The sequence below is a fragment of the Aeromonas sp. QDB39 genome, assembly GCF_027707585.1.
Classification (GTDB): Bacteria; Pseudomonadota; Gammaproteobacteria; order Enterobacterales; family Aeromonadaceae; genus Aeromonas; species Aeromonas hydrophila.
In genome coordinates this window covers 34,397-50,818 of record NZ_JAPCIV010000024.1, presented here as the reverse complement: position 1 = coordinate 50,818, position 16,422 = coordinate 34,397, and the positions used below count along the sequence as shown (strand labels likewise).

Here is a 16,422-nt window from a genome sequence, read left to right as displayed (position 1 = left end):
TGGGACGCGCAGCTTGCGTGCCTCACCAGGTAACAAGTCGGTCCGGGTACCACTTGCATAATCAGGTAAATCAGGTAGCCCTCACATGAGGGAACAAGGAGTAAGTGTGAATAAAGCGTTGAAAGTAGCTGGTTTGAGTTTTGCACTGATGGCTGCCGGCATGGGCTCCGCCTTGGCCGAGACCAAGATCGCCGTGGTCGACATGGGCGAAGTATTCCAAAAGCTGCCCCAGCGTGAAGCAGTCTCCAAGAAGCTGAAAGGCGAATTCGAGCCGCGCATGCGTGAGCTGCAGAAGCTGGAATCCGACGGTCAGAAACTGGTCGAGAAGTTCAAGAAGGACGAAGCCTTCATGAGCGCCGAGCAGAAGAAGCAGAACCAGGAGAAGCTGGCCAAGCTGCAGATGGAGTTCAACCAGAAGCGTCAGGCGTTTGAACAGGACAACGGTCGCCGTCAGTCCGAAGAGCGCAACAAGATCCTGACCAAGGTGCAGGCTGCCATCGATTCCATCGCCAAGAGCAATGGTTACGATCTGGTGCTGGAGCGCAATGCCGCCCCGTACGCCGCCAGCAAGCTGGACATCTCTGCCCAGGTTATTTCTCAGGTAAGCAAGAGCAACTAATTGATGGCATTCACTCTCGCACAGCTGGCCCAGCAACTGGGGGCCCAGGTCCATGGCGACGGAACCCTGGAAATCCGCAAGGTAGCGACACTGGAAAAGGCCGGGGAGGGGGATATCACCTTCCTGTCCAATAAAAAGTACCGGCATTATCTGGAGCAGAGCAAGGCGACCGCCGTGCTCATCACAGAAGCGGATCTGCCATTTTGTCCCACCAATGCCCTGGTGCTCAAAGACCCCTATGTGGGCTTTGCCCGGGTAGCCCAACTGCTGGACACCACCCCGCAGCCGGCCACGGATATCCATCCGAGCGCCGTCATCGCGGCGGACGTGCAACTGGGCGAGAGAGTGGCCATCGGGGCCAATGCGGTGATCGAATCCGGCGTAGTGCTGGGGGATGATGTGCGCATCGGTCCGGGCTGTTTCGTTGGCAAGAATACCCGACTGGGAGCTCGCTCCCGGTTGTGGGCCAACGTCACCCTGTATCACAACATCACCATGGGCACCGACTGTCTGGTTCAATCCGGCACAGTGATCGGCGCCGATGGGTTCGGTTATGCCAACGAGCGCGGCGAGTGGATCAAGATCCCCCAGCTCGGCGGCGTGACCATCGGCAACCGGGTCGAGATCGGTGCCTGCACCACCATCGACCGCGGCGCGCTGGAAGATACCCGCATCGCTGACAACGTCATCATCGACAACCAGTGCCAGATCGCCCACAACGTCGAGATCGGCTACGGCACCGCCGTGGCGGGCTCCACCGTGATGGCAGGTAGTCTCAAGGTCGGCAAATACTGTATCATTGGCGGCGCCTCCGTCTTTAACGGGCATATGGAGATCTGCGACCAGGCCACCGTTACCGGCATGGCCATGGTGATGCGACCCATTACCGAGCCCGGTGTCTACTCTTCCGGCATCCCCCTGCAAACCAATAAAGAGTGGCGCAAGACCGCCGCCCGGGTGATGCGTATCGAAGAGATGCACAAGCGGTTGAGCAAGCTTGAGAAGAAGCTGGACCAAGAATAATCACGATTGGTATAGGGTACTGTTTTGACTACTGAAAAGAAGAGCCTGGGTATCCAGGAAATAATGGATCTGCTGCCCCACCGTTATCCGTTCCTGATGGTGGACAAGGTGGAAAACTACGAGATCAGCGATGAGCGCAAGACTTTGCGTGCCATCAAGAACGTCTCGTTCAACGAGCCGATCTTTCAGGGCCACTTCCCGGCCAAGCCGGTGTTCCCCGGCGTGCTGATCCTGGAAGCCATGGCACAGGCCACCGGTATCCTGGCGTTTACCATGGTGGGCAAGCCGTCTCCCAACGAACTCTATTACTTTGCCTCAATCGACAACGCTCGTTTCAAGCGTCCGGTGGGCCCCGGCGATCAGCTGGTGCTTGACGTGGAATTCCTGAAAGAGCGTCGCGGTATCGCCAAGTTCACCGGTGTGGCCACGGTCAACGGTGAAGTGGTCTGTACCGCCGAGCTGATGTGCGCCAAACGCGAGGTTTAACACACGTGATCGACCAGACTGCCATCATTCACGATACTGCCGTCGTCCATGAGTCTGCCGTCATCGGTAAAGGGGTTGAAATCGGCCCCTTTTCTGTCATCGGTGCCGAGGTGGAAATCGGCGACAACACCTGGGTCAGCTCCCATGTGGTGATCAAGGGCCCGACCAAGATTGGTCGCGGCAACAAGATCTTCCAGCACACCTCCATCGGTGAGGATTGCCAGGACAAGAAGTACGCCGGCGAGCGCACCTTCCTCGAGATCGGCGACAACAACGTCTTTCGCGAGAACTGCACCGTGCACCGCGGCACCATCCAGGATCAGTCCCTGACCAGGATCGGCAGCGGCAACCTGTTCATGGTCAACGTCCACGTTGCCCACGACTGCATCATCGGTGACAACTGCATCTTCGCCAACAACGCGACCCTGGCGGGCCACGTGGTGATCGGCGATTTCGTGATCTTCGGCGGTCTCTCCGCGATCCACCAGTTCGGCCGCGTCGGCTCCCACGCCTTCGTCGGTGGCTGCGCCGCCCTCAACAAGGATGTGCCGCCCTACGTGATGGCCGCCGGCAACTACGCCAAGCCGTTCGGGGTCAACTCCGAGGGGCTGCGTCGCCGTGGTTATACGCCTGAGGCCATCTCCGCCGTCAAGCGCGCCTACAAAGAGATCTTCCGCTCCGGCAAGACCATCGAAGAGGTGCTGCCGGTGCTGACTGAGATGGCGCAAGCCGAGCCGGCCATCCAGCTCTACGTGGATTTCCTCAAAGACAACGAGCGCGGGATCATCCGTGCCTGATCCCGTTCGCATCGGTATCGTCGCCGGAGAGGTTTCCGGCGACATTCTGGCTGCCGGCCTGGTGCGCGAGCTACAGGCCCGCTACCCGGACGCGCAGTTCGAAGGGATCGCCGGGCCGCGCATGCAGGCCCTCGGCGTGAAGGCGCTGTTCGAGATGGAAGAGCTTTCCGTCATGGGGATCACCGAGGTGCTGGGCCGTCTGCCGCGCATTCTCAAGGTCCGCCGCGAACTGCTGCGCCACTTCATCGCCAATCCGCCCGACATCTTTATCGGGGTGGATGCACCGGATTTCAATATCGGGGTGGAGCTCAAACTGCGCCGCGCCGGTATCAAGACGGTTCACTACGTCAGCCCCTCGGTGTGGGCCTGGCGCCAGAACCGCATTCACAAGATCAAGGCCGCCACCGACATGGTGCTCGCCTTCCTGCCGTTCGAGAAAGCCTTCTACGACCGCTTCGATGCCCCTTGCCGCTTCGTCGGCCACACCATGGCGGACGACATTCCGCTGGTGCCGGATCAGGCCGCGGTACGCAGAACCCTCGGCATCGACGCCAACCGGCGCTGGCTGGCGGTGCTGCCGGGCAGCCGCAGTGCCGAGGTGGGCTTTATGTCGCCCCTGTTTCTCGAGGCCTGCAAGCACCTGACGGTGCGCTATCCGGATCTCGGTTTCATCGTGCCGCTGGTCAACCAGAAGCGGCGCGAGCAGTTCCTGGCCATCAAGGCCGAGCTGGCACCGGATCTCGACATGGTGCTGCTGGAAGGGCAGGGCCGCGAGGCGATGATCGCCGCCGACGTGGTGATGCTGGCCTCCGGCACCGCGGCGCTTGAAGCCATGCTGGTGAAAAAGCCGATGGTGGTGGGCTACAAGCTCAAACCGTTCAGCTACTGGCTGGCCCAGCGGCTGGTGAAGACCGAATTTGTCTCCCTGCCCAACCTGCTGGCCGGTCGCATGCTGGTGCCCGAGCTGATCCAGCACGAGTGCACCCCGGAGAATCTGGTGGTCGAGGTGAGCAAGTTCTTCGAGCACGACAACAGCGCGCTGGTGAATACCTTCACCGAGCTCCATCAGCTCATCCGCTGCAACGCGGATCAGCAGGCGGCCGAAGCGGTGGCCGAGCTGCTCGGCAGATAACTTCCGGGCGGCCGCAGGGGCTGCGCCAACGTGACGCCAGGCCCTGCGGGGCCTGTTTTGATTCAAGGCTACAAGATGATGATCGATATTCCTGACGACAGGCTGGTTGCCGGTGTGGACGAAGTGGGCCGTGGCCCGCTGGTGGGTGACGTGGTCACCGCCGCGGTGATTCTTGACCCGGCCAATCCCATCATCGGGCTGAACGACTCCAAGAAGCTCTCCGAGAAGAAGCGCCTCGCCCTGTTTGACGAGATCAAACAGAAGGCGCTGGCCTGGTCGGTTGGCCGTGCCAGCCCGGCGGAGATCGACGAGCTCAACATCCTGCACGCCACCATGCTGGCGATGCAGCGCGCCGTGGCGGGGCTCTCCATCGCGCCCGAGCTGGTCTTCATCGACGGCAACCGCTGCCCAAGTTTGCCGATGGAGGCTCGCGCCGTGGTCAAGGGCGACAGCCTGGTGGCAGCCATCAGCGCCGCCTCGATCCTGGCCAAGGTGACCCGTGATGCGGAGATGACCGAGCTGGACAGCCGTCATCCCGAGTACGGTTTCGCCCGCCACAAGGGCTATCCGACCGCGGAGCACCTCGCCATCCTGGCCGAGCGCGGTCCGCTGCCCGAATATCGCAAAAGTTTCAAACCGGTGCGTCGCGCACTGGGGATCGAATAGACCATGCACTTTAGTCCGAGCAACGAGAGGGGATGACGATGGCTGAACCCCGTTTTATCCACCTGCGGGTCCACTCCGACTTCTCCATGGTCGACGGCCTGCAGAAGATCAATCCCATCGTCGGTGCGGCGGCGGCCAACAACATGCCGGCGCTGGCGCTGACCGACCAGATGAACATGTGCGGCCTGGTGCGCTTCTACGGCGCCGCCCACGGCAAGGGCGTCAAGCCCATCGTCGGGGCCGACTTCTGGGTGCAGAGTGACGAGCTCGGCGACGAGCAGTTCCGCCTCACCCTGCTCGCCATGGACAACGACGGTTACCAGAACATCACCTTGCTCATCTCCCGCGGCTATCAGCGCGGTCACGTGCAGGGGCGCCCGGTCATCGACAAGGCCTGGCTGGCCGAACACGCCAAGGGGGTGATCGTGCTCTCCGGCGGGCGCGAGGGGGACGTGGGCAAGTTCCTGCTCAAGGGCAACCGCCAGATGACCGAGCAGTGTCTCGCCTTCTATCAGACCCACTTCCCCGACGCCTATTATCTGGAGCTGCTGCGCACCGGCCGCCCCGATGAAGAGGTCTACCTGCACATGGCGGTGGCGGTTGCCACCGAGTTCGCGCTGCCGGTGGTGGCCACCAATGAGGTGGTATTCCTCACCGCCGATGACTTCGACGCCCACGAGATTCGGGTCGCCATCCACGACGGCTATACCCTGATGGACAAGCGCCGGCCGCGTCGCTACAGCCCGCAGCAGTATCTGCGCAGCCAGGAGGAGATGGCGGAGCTGTTTGCCGACATCCCCGAGGCGCTGGAGAACACGGTGGAGATCGCCAAGCGCTGCAACGTGACGGTGCGCCTCGGTGAATACTTCCTGCCCAACTTCCCGACCGGTGACATGACCACCGAAGACTTCCTGGTCATGAAGTCGAAAGAGGGGCTGGAGGAGCGGCTGGAATTCCTGTTCCCGGATCCGGCGGTGCGGGCCGAGCGCCGTCCCGAGTACGATGAGCGGCTCGACATCGAGCTCAAAGTGATCAACCAGATGGGCTTCCCGGGTTACTTCCTCATCGTGATGGAGTTTATCCAGTGGTCCAAGGACAACGGCATCCCCGTTGGCCCGGGCCGGGGCTCGGGGGCGGGTTCCCTGGTGGCCTACGCCCTCAAGATCACCGACCTCGATCCGCTGGAATTTGACCTGCTGTTCGAACGTTTCCTGAACCCCGAGCGGGTATCCATGCCCGACTTCGACGTCGACTTCTGCATGGACCGGCGCGACGAGGTGATCGACCACGTCTCCGAGATGTACGGCCGGGAAGCGGTATCGCAGATCATCACCTTCGGCAGCATGGCGGCCAAGGCGGTGGTGCGGGACGTGGGCCGGGTGCTGGGCCACGCCTACGGCTTCGTCGATCGCATCTCGAAACTCATTCCGCCGGATCCGGGCATGACGCTCGCCAAGGCGTTCGAGGCCGAACCCAAGCTGCCCGAGCTCTACGAGCAGGATGAGGAGGTCAAGGACCTCATCGACATGGCGCGCCGGCTGGAAGGGGTGGTGCGCAACGCCGGCAAGCACGCCGGTGGCGTGGTGATCGCGCCCACCAAGATCACCGACTTCGCGCCGCTCTACTGCGATGACGAAGGCCATCACCCGGTCACCCAGTTCGACAAGAACGACGTGGAGTACGCCGGGCTGGTGAAGTTCGACTTCCTCGGCCTGCGCACGCTCACCATCATCGACTGGGCGCTCGGCATGATAAACCCGCGCCTTGCCAAAGAGGGCAAGCCGCCGGTCGACATCGCCGCCATCCCCATCGACGACAAGCGCTCGTTCGATCTGCTGCAGCGCTACGAGACCACCGCGGTATTCCAGCTGGAATCCCGCGGCATGAAGGATCTCATCAAGCGGCTGCAGCCTGACTGCTTCGAAGACATGATCGCTCTGGTGGCGTTGTTCCGCCCGGGCCCGCTGCAGTCCGGCATGGTGGACAACTTCATCGAGCGCAAGCACGGCAAGGAGGCTATCTCCTATCCGGACGAGAAGTGGCAGCACGAGAGTCTGCAACCGATCCTCGAGCCCACCTACGGCATCATCCTCTATCAGGAGCAGGTGATGCAGATTGCCCAGACCCTGGCGGGATATACGCTGGGTGGCGCGGACATGCTGCGCCGGGCGATGGGCAAGAAAAAACCCGAAGAGATGGCCAAGCAACGGGCCGGCTTCGAGGAGGGCGCGGTAAAGAACGGCGTCGACGGCGAGCTGGCGATGAAGATCTTCGATCTGGTGGAGAAGTTTGCGGGCTACGGCTTCAACAAATCCCACTCCGCCGCCTATGCGCTGGTCTCCTACCAGACCCTCTGGCTCAAGACCCACTTCCCGGCGGAGTTCATGGCGGCGGTAATGACCGCCGACATGGACAACACCGACAAGATAGTGACCCTGGTGGACGAGTGCCAGCGGATGGGGCTGACCGTGATCCCGCCGGACGTGAACACCGGTCGCTATCGCTTCAGCGTCAACGAAGATGGCCACATCGTCTACGGCATCGGCGCGGTGAAGGGGGTGGGGGAAGGCCCCATCGATGCGATTCTGGAAGCGCGGGATCGGGACGGGCCGTTCCGCGATCTGTTCGATTTCTGCAACCGGGTCGACATCAAGAAGCTCAACAAGCGGGTGATGGAGAAGCTCATCCTCTCCGGCGCCATGGATCGGCTCGGCCCCCACCGCGCCGCCCTGATGGCGACCCTGGAGGAGGCGATGCGCGCCGCCGAGCAGCACGCCAAGGCGCAGGCGGTGGGTCAGGTCGACATGTTCGGCGTGCTCACCGAAGAGATAGACGACGTCAAGAAGGCGTTCGCCAACGTACCGCACTGGCCTGACAAGGTGTGGCTGGAAGGGGAGCGCGAGACCCTCGGGCTCTACCTCACCGGTCACCCCATCAACCAGTACAGCGGCGAGCTGCGTCGTTATACCTCGGGTCGTCTGTGCGATCTGCACCCCACCTCCCGCGATACCGTGACCACGGCCGCCGGCTTGGTGATTGCGGCGCGCAGCATGGTGACCAAGCGTGGCAACAAGATGGGGATCTTCACCCTGGACGACCGTTCCGGTCGCCTCGATGTGACCCTGTTCAGTGAAGCGCTGGAAAAGTATGAAGAATTGATGCAAAAAGACCGTATTTTGGTGGTTTCTGGACAGGTCAGCTTTGATGACTTCTCCGGTGGCCTTAAAATGTCGGCCCGTGAATTACTGGATATCAACGATGCGAGAGAGCGTTTTGCCAGGGCGATCCGCATCTCTCTCGATGAACAGCAGATTGATGATCGTTTTTTCCCGCGTTTGTGCGAGATTTTGGAACCCGCCCGTGCCGGAGTCTGTCCGGTTCAGGTAAACTATCGTCGCCCCGGCTCCCGGGTGCGATTGACGCTCGGTACCGAGTGGCGGGTGACGCCCACCGATCAACTGATAGATGACTTGCGCGTCCTGCTTGGACGAGAGCGGGTTGAATTGGTTTTTGATTAGAGGATCTATAGTCCCTATGAGTCTTTTTCTGGATTTTGAACAGCCGATCGCCGAGTTGCAGGCGCAGATTGACGAACTCCGTCATGTGAGTGAAGGCAATCACGCCGTGGATCTTAAAGAAGAGATCCGTCGGCTGGAGAAGAAAAACGAAGAGCTGACCAAGAAGATCTTCGGCGATCTGGGGGCCTGGCAGGTATCCCAGATGGCGCGTCATCCCCAGCGCCCCTATACCCTCGACTACATCGAGCACATCTTCACCGACTTCGACGAGCTGGCCGGCGATCGCGCCTATGCCGATGACAAGGCCATCGTCGGAGGCATCGCCCGTCTCGACGGCGAGCCGGTGATGGTCATCGGTCACCAGAAGGGGCGCGAGACCAAGGAGAAGATCAAGCGCAACTTCGGCATGCCGCGCCCGGAAGGGTATCGCAAGGCCCTGCGCCTGATGGAGATGGCCGAGCGTTTCAAGATGCCGATCATCACCTTCATCGACACCCCGGGTGCTTACCCTGGCGTCGGTGCCGAGGAGCGCGGCCAGTCCGAGGCGATTGCCCGCAACCTGAAAGTCATGGCCGGTCTGACCGTGCCGGTGGTCTGCACCGTGATCGGTGAAGGCGGCTCCGGCGGCGCCCTGGCCATCGGCGTCGGCGATCGCGTCAACATGCTGCAGTACTCCACCTACTCGGTCATCTCGCCGGAAGGGTGCGCCTCCATCCTGTGGAAGAGCGCCGACAAGGCGCCGGTCGCGGCCGACGCCATGGGCATCACCGCCCAGCGGCTGAAAGAGCTGAAACTCATCGACAACATCGTCGAGGAGCCGCTCGGTGGCGCCCACCGCAATGTGGAAAAGATGGCCAAGCGCCTGAAAGACCGCATTCAGCAGGATCTGAACGCCCTGCGCCCGCTCGAGACCGAGCAGCTGCTGGAGCAGCGTTACCAGCGCCTGCTGGGCTACGGCTACTGCTAAGCCCGCTTCGGTATCGCACCATGCTGGAAGGCCCCCGCTCTGCGGGGGCCTTCTTTTTCTGGGCGAGAGTTTGGGCGAAAGCGGGGCAGTGAAAAATCCTGTTCATATGGATACCTGTTGGCACGATGTTTGCCAAAACCACCCTGTTGGATCAATTCAACTGCGATTTGTAGCCAAAAAAAGTGGGATCCCGCTCCCGTTTTGCTTAAAGTGATTGTTTCCGATCGACCCGATCGGCATGCCCGCAAGGACGCTCTGCGGACGTAAACAGGTCAGCCCGGCCTGATTCACAGGAATGTTCACCTTCCCGGCGGCCCAGTCTTGTGCAGCACCCTGCTGCGTCCAGCCGCCCCGGTGTTACGTCACTCTCATCGTGCATCGTCTCCATCTGCAGCGAGTGAATCATGAGCGAATCAGTTTTTGAGATCCATGACTGGACCCTGAGCGTCGACGACAACATGCTGTGTCGTCCCGACCGCGAGGTCTACCTCGAGCCCCGGCTAGTCAATCTGTTGCGCTTCCTGGCCAGTAACGCCGGCACGGTATTTGGGCGTGACTGCCTGATCAACGAGGTGTGGGACGGCGCCGAAGTCACCGATCAGGTGGTGACCCAGTCCATCTTCGAGCTGCGCAAGATCCTCAAAGACGGTCGCAACGATGCCGCCGACTACATAGTCACCGTGCCCAAGCGCGGCTACAAGCTGGTGGCGCCGGTGAGGCCGCTGCAAGTGGTGTCGGTGGTGATGGCGCCAGCTGGCAACGAAGTCCAGAGCGATTTGAGCCCGCCGCTGGCAGAGGAGGACGTGGAGGCCGTGGTCACCGCGGCCCCCTTCCCGGCCGGCCCATTGACCCGGGCCATCTCGAGCCACGCCCAGGATGGCCGCAGCCGCTGGAAGATGATCGGCTTCGATGTTTTCGTCGCGGTGATCCTGGTCTCCATCGTCAGCCTGCTCAGCTATCAGCACGCCAGCCCCCAGGTGCACTCCATGCTGGATCCCGACCTGCTGGTATTTCGCTTTCACTCCGGCATGGATGGCAGCAACGAGAACGTGCGCCTGGCCGACGGCATCACCCGCGCCCTGATGGGGGAGGTGGCCGCCGCCACGCCGCTGCGGGTGCAGTATGGTGCCAACACCCTGATGGGGGGCATCCTGCCCGGCAAGGAGCTGAGCGTACGGGTCTCCCGCCAGCCGGGGGGCACCTATCTCGATCTGGAGTACCGCAACATCAACACCAACCGGGTGCTGTTCAGCCACCAGTACCAGCTCAGCCGTCACAACGTGCACGGGGTGTTGCAGGCGAGCAGCCAGGATCTGCTGCGCGCCCTCGATCAGCCGGACGTGCTGCCCGGCATGGGCTGGCCGACGGATGACGGGGCGCTGATGGCCATGATGGAGGCGCACTACTACATCAACAGCCAGGACCCGGTGGCCCTCAAACGCGGCGTCGAGCTGCTCGACAAGTCGCTGGCCAGTCAGCCGGATCAGCCGCTGCTGCTGGCGGAGCGTTATCTGGCCGGGGAAGCGCTGGCGACCCTGACGGGGACTTCCCAGAGCGAGCGCCTGCAGGGCATAGGTGCCCATCTGGCCAGCGTGGTACGGGAGCAGGCCGCCCTGCCGGCCCGGGTCTGGGAGGCCCTCACCCTGCAGGCGATCCTGAACGGACAGCAGCAGGAGGCTACCCGTCTGCTGGCCGAGGCCGCCAGCCGGGGCCGCTCCGTGCTCTATCACATTCTGCGTGGCAAGCTGGCCGAGCTGGATGGCCGCCCCGAGGCGGCGGGGGATGCCTACAGCCAGGCCTTCCTGATGGAGGCGACCGAGCAGACCTATCTGCTCTGCCAGCAGCTCGGTTTTTACAGCAACATGGAAACCCTCACCCCGGCCCTGTTCAATGCCCTTGGTCAGAGCAAGGTGAAGCTGTTCTGATTCCCGCCGGGGCCATCCCGGCCCTGTCGTCAAGGCGGCGCTCCCCGCCGGTTGCCTGAGGGGCGCCGGCGGGCGCGCCGTCTGACCTTCTCTCAGCCGTATCCATCCCCATCCCAGGTTTGCCCCGTGCAGGCATGAGCCATGGTTGCCGCCATCCTTGGCACCAGCATCGAACTGTCTCTCTGTCTCCCCGCCGAACCTCCGAACCTCCGAACCTCCGAACCTCCGAACCAGCCGAGCTGGCGCCGGTGTGTACCGTGCTGCAGGCACTCAAGGTGCCCGATCTCAGCCTTGATATTGTCTTGAGTTGTCTTGAGCCAGGAGCGCGGTGTAGTTGTGGTCACCAGCCGGTGCCTGTTGCGGCGGCCGAGCACAGGTATAGCGCTGCCGGCCGAAAGAAATAGCGCGCTCACGGTCGACGGGGTGCAAAAACACCCAGCAAAAGGGCTGTGCGAACCCGTCTGCCGGGTATGGCCGGACTCGCTGGGTCATGAATGACGCGCTTTATGCTGCGGCGTCCCTCAGAAAAATATCAAGGCGTGTCGACTGGCGCTTATCGGCCCCATCAAGGGGGGCGGCCGATATCAAGGTTTTATCAAGGTGCTTGATGGCGCATCAGCCAGCCGATTGTTTTTAAAGTGTTTTTATCGATTTAGGCCACCTGCTCGAAAAAGTTCACTCATGTTTTTATCCCTTAGCTGGTCTTTATGTTTTCCGGGGCCGAGGAGCCTAGTCTGTGGCCATTGGTTGGCGGGAGGCTCCGCCAAGCGTGTGTTTGATGCCTTAATATCGACCCGGAGATTTTATGTCCCTAGATACGAGCAAGAAGATCGGCCTTGTCGCCTGTACAGGTGTGGTGGCCGGCAACATGATGGGGAGCGGTATTGCACTGCTGCCCTCGGCCCTGGCCACCATAGGTTCCATCTCTGTGTTCAGCTGGGCCATCTGCCTGGTCGGCGCCATGGGGTTGGCCTTCGTGTTTGCCCGCCTAGCCACCAAGAACCCGCAAGAGGGTGGTCCCATCGCCTATGCTGGCGAGATCTCCCCGGTGTTCGGTTTCCAGACCGGTGTGCTTTATTACCACGCCAACTGGATCGGTAACCTGGCCATCGCCATTACCGGCGTCTCCTACCTCTCCGTCTTCTTCCCCATTCTCAACAGCCCAATCCCGGCCGCCGTGGCCACCATCGCCGCCGTCTGGATCTTCACCTTCGTCAACCTGCTTGGCGGCAGTTGGGTGAGCCGGCTCTGTACCCTGGGTCTGGTGCTGATCCTGTTGCCGGTAGTGGGTACCGCCGTGATGGGCTGGGGTCATTTTGATGCCACCGTCTACAGCCAGAACTGGAACACCACCAGCGGCAGCGACCTGCATGCGGTCATCAGCGCCGTGCTGATCTGCCTCTGGTCCTTCGTGGGCGTTGAGTCCGCCGCCGTCTCTTCCGGCATGGTGAAGAACCCCAAGCGCACCGTACCGCTCGCCACCATGCTGGGCACCGGTATCGCTGGCGTCATCTACATCCTCTCCACCCAGGTGATCAGCGGCATGTTCCCGGCCGGTGAAGTGGCTGCCTCCGGCGCCCCGTTTGCCATGGCCTCTTCCGCCATCTTCGGCAGCTGGTCTGCGCCGTTCGTTTCCGCCTTCACCGCCCTGGCCTGCTTCACCTCGCTGGGTTCCTGGATGATGCTGGTGGGCGAGGCGGGCAAGCGTGCCGCCCACGACGGCAACTTCCCGAAAATCTATGGCGAAGTGGACAAGAACGGCGTCGCCAAGAAGGGTCTGATCCTGGGCTCCCTCAAGATGACTGCGCTGATGGTCGGCCTGACCGCCTTCACCTCCCAGTCCGCCCACGCTGCCGATCTCTTCAACGTGCTGACCACAGATGCGGTGCTGCTGACCATGCTGCCCTACTTCTACTCCAGCATTAACCTGATCCGTTTTGAAGGCATGACCTCCCGCAGCATCGGCGCCATGATCTTCTCCGGTGTCGCCTGCGTGTTCTGCCTGGTGGCCCTGATGGGTGCCAAGGGTTCCAACCTCACCGCTACTTTCGTGGTGTCGCTCATCATCCTGATGTTCTACGCCAAGAAACAGGGTCTGCGTCAGCACGACGCCCTGCTCAAAGAGCAGACCAGCCACTAATTCCGTTTTCCTTTTCCGAGCGCTCTTCACTCACCATCCCTGATGGAGAGCGCCCCATCACGTGTGGAGCATTACGATGAACATCATTGCCATCCTCAACCACCTGGGCGTTTTCTTCAAAGAAGAACCCATTCGCCAGCTGCAAGCCTCCCTAGAGCGCAAGGGTTTCGAGGTCGTCTATCCGGTCGACGTGGCCGACCTGCTGAAACTGATTGAGAAGAACCCCCGCGTCTGCGGCGCCATCTTCGACTGGGACAAATACTCCCTGGGCCTGTGCAAGGAGATCCACGATCGCAACGAGAAGCTGCCGATCTTCGCCTTCGCCAACGACCAGTCCACCCTGGACATTCACCTGACCGACCTGCGTCTGAACGTGCACTTCTTCGAGTACCGTCTCGGCATGGCTGACGACATCGCCCTCAAGATGGGTCAGGCCACTCAGGAGTATCAGGACGCCATCCTGCCGCCGTTCACCAAGGCGCTGTTCAAATACGTGGAAGAGGGTAAATACACCTTCTGTACTCCGGGTCACATGGGCGGTACCGCCTTCCAGATGAGCCCGGCCGGCAGCATCTTCTATGACTTCTACGGCCCGAACGCGTTCAAGGCCGACGTCTCCATCTCCATGCCGGAGCTGGGCTCCCTGCTGGACCACTCAGGTCCGCACAAGGAAGCCGAGGAGTACATCGCCCGTACTTTCAACGCCGATCGCTCCTACATCGTCACCAACGGCACCTCCACCGCCAACAAGATCGTCGGCATGTACTCGGCGCCGGCCGGCAGCACTGTGCTGGTGGATCGCAACTGCCACAAGTCGCTCACTCACCTGATGATGATGAACGACGTGACCCCGCTCTACTTCCGTCCGACCCGCAACGCCTACGGCATCCTGGGCGGCATCCCGCAGAGCGAATTCAGCCGCGAGACCATCGCCGCCAAGGTCGCCGCCACCCCGGGTGCCCAGGCGCCGCGCTACGCCGTGATCACCAACTCCACCTATGACGGCCTGCTCTACAATACCGGCTTCATCAAGGAGGCGCTGGACACCCCTTACATCCACTTCGACAGTGCCTGGGTGCCCTACACCAACTTCAGCCCGATCTATGAAGGCAAGTGCGGCATGAGCGGTGAGGCGATGCCGGGCAAGGTGTTCTACGAAACCCAGTCCACCCACAAGCTGCTGGCGGCCTTCTCCCAGGCCTCGATGATCCACATCAAGGGCGACGTGGAGGAAGAGACCTTCAACGAAGCCTTCATGATGCACACCTCCACCTCGCCGCAGTACGGCATCGTGGCCTCCACCGAGATCTCCGCCGCCATGATGCGTGGCAACACCGGCAAGCGGCTGATCAAGGACTCCATCGATCGCGCCATCTCCTTCCGCAAAGAGATCAAGCGCCTGCGTGAGCAGAGTGAAGGCTGGTTCTTCGACGTATGGCAGCCGGATGACATCGACACCGTCGAGTGCTGGAAGCTGGATCCGAAGGATGACTGGCACGGCTTCAAGGACATCGACGACAACCACATGTACCTGGATCCCATCAAGGTCACCCTGCTGACCCCGGGCATGGGCCGCAATGGTCAGCTGCTGGACAACGGCATCCCGGCCTCCCTGGTCTCCAAGTTCCTGGACGAGCGCGGCATCGTGGTGGAGAAGACCGGCCCCTACAACCTGCTGTTCCTGTTCTCCATCGGTATCGATCAGTCCAAGGCGATGCAGCTGCTGCGCGCCCTGACCGAGTTCAAGCGCGGTTACGATCTGAACCTGACCATCAAGAGCATACTGCCGAGCCTCTATCGCGAAGACCCGAGCTTCTACGAAGGGATGCGCATCCAGGAGCTGGCGCAGCGCATTCACGAGCTGACCAGCAAGTACCGCCTGCCGGAGCTGATGTTCAAGGCGTTCGACGTGCTGCCGGAGATGAAGATGACCCCGCACGCCGCCTGGCAGCAGGAGCTGGCCGGCAACGTGGTCGAAGTGCCGCTGCGCGACATGGTGGACCGCATCAGCGCCAACATGATCCTGCCGTACCCGCCGGGAGTACCGCTGGTGCTGCCGGGCGAGATGGTGACCCAGGATTCTCTGCCGGTGCTCGAGTTCCTCGAGATGCTGTGCGAGATCGGGGCCCACTACCCGGGCTTCGAGACCGACATCCACGGCCTCTATCGTCAGGCCGATGGCAGCTACACCGTCAAGGTGCTGCGCTAAGCGAGAGTGACAACAACGGGCCGCAAGGCCCGTTTTTCCCATCTGGGTTCATCCATTTTTTTTGCGAGTCAGCATGAAGCGAGTTCTCTCCATCCAGTCCCACGTGGTGTTCGGCTGCGCCGGCAACAGCGCCGCCGTGTTTCCCATGCGTCGCATGGGGCTGGAGGTGTGGCCCGTCAACACGGTGCAATTTTCCAACCATACCCAGTACAGCGCAGGCTGGCAGGGGATGGTGATGCCAAACGGCCATATCCGCCAGTTGATGGCGGGGCTGGCCGACATCGGCGTACTGGGGCAGTGCGATGCGATCCTGAGCGGTTATCTCGGCTCGGCCGAGCAGGGGGAGGAGATCCTGGCGGCGGTGGCTCACCTCAAGGCACTCAATCCGAATGCCCGCTATTTTTGCGACCCCGTGATGGGGCATCCCGACAAGGGGTGCATAGTCGCGCCCGGCGTCGCCGATTTTCTGAAAAACCGGGCGCTGGCCTGCGCCGACCTGCTGGCCCCCAATCTGCTGGAGCTGGAGCAGCTGACCGGCCGCGAGATCTGCAATCTGAGCGAGGCGCTGGCGGCTTGCCAGCAACTGCGTGAAGGGGGCGTCGAGCTGGTGATGGTCAAGCATCTGGGCCGCGCCGGCTTGAGCCTGGACCGGTTCGAGATGCTGCTGGTGTGCGAAGAGGGGGCGTTTCATATCTCGCGCCCCCTCTATGAGTTTCAGCGTCAGCCCATCGGGGTGGGGGATCTGCTGAGTGCCACCATGCTGGCCAACCTGCTGGCGGGCTTCACGCCGGTGGCGGCGTTCGAGCGCACCAATGCCAGTGTGGATGCGGTGCTGGCCCAGACCTGGCTGGCGGGCGCCTACGAGCTGCAGCTGGTGGCCGCCCAGCAGGCGATGGTCGAGCCCGAGATCCGCACCTGTGCCCGCCGGCTGCCGGCCTGA

At 61.9% G+C, this 16,422-nt stretch carries 12 protein-coding genes; all 12 read left to right on the top strand.

The window, feature by feature from the left end; translation table 11 throughout:
- The first annotated feature begins 106 nt into the window (after nt 1-106).
- Entirely contained in the window at nt 107-619 is a 513-nt protein-coding gene (locus PG899_RS15110; protein ID WP_011705101.1) for an OmpH family outer membrane protein, read from the top strand.
- A 3-nt stretch (nt 620-622) separates the two neighbouring features.
- Nucleotides 623-1,642: a UDP-3-O-(3-hydroxymyristoyl)glucosamine N-acyltransferase gene (gene lpxD, locus PG899_RS15105; RefSeq protein ID WP_011705102.1), complete on the top strand. Its 1,020-nt coding sequence runs from the start codon at nt 623-625 to the stop codon at nt 1,640-1,642.
- Between the two features lie 24 nt (nt 1,643-1,666).
- Nucleotides 1,667-2,128, top strand: coding sequence for a 3-hydroxyacyl-ACP dehydratase FabZ (fabZ, locus tag PG899_RS15100; RefSeq protein ID WP_010634777.1), 462 nt, complete (start codon nt 1,667-1,669; stop codon nt 2,126-2,128).
- A 5-nt stretch (nt 2,129-2,133) separates the two neighbouring features.
- Nucleotides 2,134-2,925, top strand: a complete 792-nt coding sequence (gene lpxA / locus PG899_RS15095; RefSeq protein ID WP_011705103.1) for an acyl-ACP--UDP-N-acetylglucosamine O-acyltransferase — start codon at nt 2,134-2,136, stop codon at nt 2,923-2,925.
- The gene (gene lpxB / locus PG899_RS15090; protein WP_011705104.1) at nt 2,918-4,057 is read left to right on the top strand and encodes a lipid-A-disaccharide synthase; all 1,140 of its coding nucleotides are present in this window, start codon (nt 2,918-2,920) and stop codon (nt 4,055-4,057) included. Before lpxA ends, lpxB begins: the two co-directional genes overlap by 8 nt.
- Before the next feature lie 75 nt (nt 4,058-4,132).
- Nucleotides 4,133-4,723, top strand: coding sequence for a ribonuclease HII (gene rnhB, locus PG899_RS15085; protein ID WP_039212964.1), 591 nt, complete (start codon nt 4,133-4,135; stop codon nt 4,721-4,723).
- 38 nt (nt 4,724-4,761) lie between these two features.
- Nucleotides 4,762-8,241: a DNA polymerase III subunit alpha gene (gene dnaE, locus PG899_RS15080; RefSeq protein WP_077096823.1), complete on the top strand. Its 3,480-nt coding sequence runs from the start codon at nt 4,762-4,764 to the stop codon at nt 8,239-8,241.
- A gap of 16 nt (nt 8,242-8,257) precedes the next feature.
- Nucleotides 8,258-9,208, top strand: a complete 951-nt coding sequence (accA, locus tag PG899_RS15075) for an acetyl-CoA carboxylase carboxyl transferase subunit alpha (protein WP_016349878.1) — start codon at nt 8,258-8,260, stop codon at nt 9,206-9,208.
- Nucleotides 9,209-9,612: 404 nt separating this feature from the next.
- The gene (gene cadC, locus PG899_RS15070) at nt 9,613-11,133 is read left to right on the top strand and encodes a lysine decarboxylation/transport transcriptional activator CadC (RefSeq protein ID WP_077096812.1); all 1,521 of its coding nucleotides are present in this window, start codon (nt 9,613-9,615) and stop codon (nt 11,131-11,133) included.
- An 805-nt stretch (nt 11,134-11,938) separates the two neighbouring features.
- A complete protein-coding gene (gene cadB / locus PG899_RS15065) occupies nt 11,939-13,273 on the top strand; it encodes a cadaverine/lysine antiporter (RefSeq protein WP_076361117.1) in 1,335 nt (444 codons plus the stop codon).
- 76 nt (nt 13,274-13,349) lie between these two features.
- Nucleotides 13,350-15,482: a lysine decarboxylase CadA gene (locus PG899_RS15060; protein ID WP_017408594.1), complete on the top strand. Its 2,133-nt coding sequence runs from the start codon at nt 13,350-13,352 to the stop codon at nt 15,480-15,482.
- A gap of 73 nt (nt 15,483-15,555) precedes the next feature.
- Complete coding sequence (gene pdxY / locus PG899_RS15055; protein WP_024946037.1) at nt 15,556-16,422, top strand: pyridoxal kinase PdxY; 867 nt, start codon at nt 15,556-15,558, stop codon at nt 16,420-16,422.